2 protein-coding genes are annotated in these 1,879 nt (G+C 61.1%); both read left to right on the top strand.

Translation table 11 applies throughout. From position 1 onward, the window contains the following. A partial coding sequence (locus tag EN879_RS34110; protein ID WP_127274623.1) for an NADH-quinone oxidoreductase subunit L occupies window positions 1-1,176 on the top strand: 1,176 nt, incomplete at its 5' end. Then, window positions 1,176-1,879 (top strand): NADH-quinone oxidoreductase subunit M (locus EN879_RS34105; protein WP_164774768.1); only part of this gene is annotated, 704 nt, incomplete at its 3' end. The genes EN879_RS34110 and EN879_RS34105, both read left to right, overlap by 1 nt.

The raw sequence follows: 1,879 nt of genomic DNA, 5'->3' as shown, positions 1-1,879 counted from the left end.
GCCCTGATCCATGCCGCCACCATGGTGACGGCGGGCGTGTTCATGCTGGCGCGGTTGTCGCCGCTGTTCGAACTGTCGCATTCGGCGCTGACGGTCGTGACCTTCATCGGTGCCTTCACGGCCTTCTTCGCGGCCACCGTCGGTCTCGTCCAGAACGACATCAAGCGCGTCATCGCCTATTCGACCTGCTCGCAGCTCGGTTACATGTTCGTGGCGCTCGGCGTCGGCGCCTATGGCGCGGCGATCTTCCACCTGTTCACGCATGCCTTCTTCAAGGCGCTGCTGTTCCTCGGCTCGGGCTCGGTCATCCACGCCGTGTCCGACGAGCAGGACATGCGCAATATGGGCGGCCTCAGGAAACTGATCCCGACCACCTACTGGATGATGGTGATCGGCACGCTGGCGCTGACCGGCGTCGGCATTCCGGTGACGGTCATCGGCACCGCCGGCTTCTTCTCCAAGGACGCCATCATCGAGAGCGCCTTTGCCGGCCACAATTCGGTTGCCGGCATGGCCTTCGTGCTTTTGGTCATCGCCGCCTGCTTCACCTCCTTCTGCTCCTGGCGGCTGATCTTCATGACCTTCCACGGCAAGCCGCGGGCGAGCCATGAGGTCATGCACCATGTCCATGAATCGCCGCCGGTGATGCTGGTGCCGCTGTTCATCCTGGCTGCGGGTGCGCTGTTTGCCGGCGTCATCTTCCACAACGCCTTCATCGGCGAGGGCTATGCCGAGTTCTGGAAGGCATCGCTGTTCACATTGCCTGACAATCACATCCTGCACGACATCCACGAATTGCCGCTGTGGGTCGAACTGTCGCCCTTCATCGCCATGCTGATCGGCTTCGCGCTGGCCTGGAAATTCTACATCCGCTCGCCGGAAATGCCGGTCAACCTGGCCGCGCAGCATCGCGGGCTCTACGCCTTCCTGCTCAACAAGTGGTATTTCGACGAGCTCTACGACTTCCTGTTCGTGCGGCCCGCCAAGCGCCTTGGCCATTTCCTGTGGAAGACCGGCGACGGCACCGTCATCGACGGCCTCGGCCCCGACGGTATCTCGGCGCGTGTCGTCGATGTCACCAACCGCGTCGTCAAGCTGCAGACCGGCTATCTCTACCACTACGCCTTCGCCATGCTGATCGGCGTTGCCGCACTCGTCACCTGGATGATGCTCTGATGACCGCCTGGCCAATCCTCTCGCTGGTCACCTTCCTGCCGCTGGTTGGTGTGCTGCTTATCCTGTTCATCAATGACGACAGCGAAAATGCACGCCGCAACATCCGCGCCATCGCGCTGTTGACGACGACTTTCACGTTCATCATCTCGCTGTTCATCTGGACCGGATTCGACAATTCGCAGTCCGGCTTCCAGTTCGTCGAGAAGGTCGCCTGGCTCGATTCCGGCATTTCCTACCATATGGGCGTCGACGGCATCTCGATGCTGTTCGTCATCCTGACGACCTTCCTGATGCCGCTCTGCATCCTGGCCTCGTGGGAATCGATCGAGAAGCGCGTCAAGGCCTACATGATTGCCTTCCTGCTGCTCGAAACGCTGATGATCGGCGTGTTCTGCGCGCTGGACATCGTGCTGTTCTACGTCTTCTTCGAAGCCGGCCTGATCCCGATGTTCATCATCATCGGCGTCTGGGGCGGCAAGCGGCGCGTCTACGCCTCGTTCAAGTTCTTCCTCTACACGCTCGCCGGTTCGGTGCTGATGCTGCTCGCCATCATGGCGATGTTCTTCCAGTCCGGAACAACCGACATCCCGACGCTGCTGACCCACAACTTCCCGGCCAACATGCAGACCTGGCTATGGCTTGCCTTCTTCGCCTCCTTCGCGGTGAAGATGCCGATGTGGCCGGTGCACACATGGCTGCCCGA

It is taken from the genome of Mesorhizobium sp. M7A.F.Ca.AU.002.02.1.1 (genome assembly GCF_003998535.1).
Lineage (GTDB): Bacteria > Pseudomonadota > Alphaproteobacteria > Rhizobiales > Rhizobiaceae > Mesorhizobium > Mesorhizobium ciceri.
The sequence above is the reverse complement of the archived record's forward strand: the minus strand, read 5'-3'. Positions and strand labels throughout refer to the sequence as shown.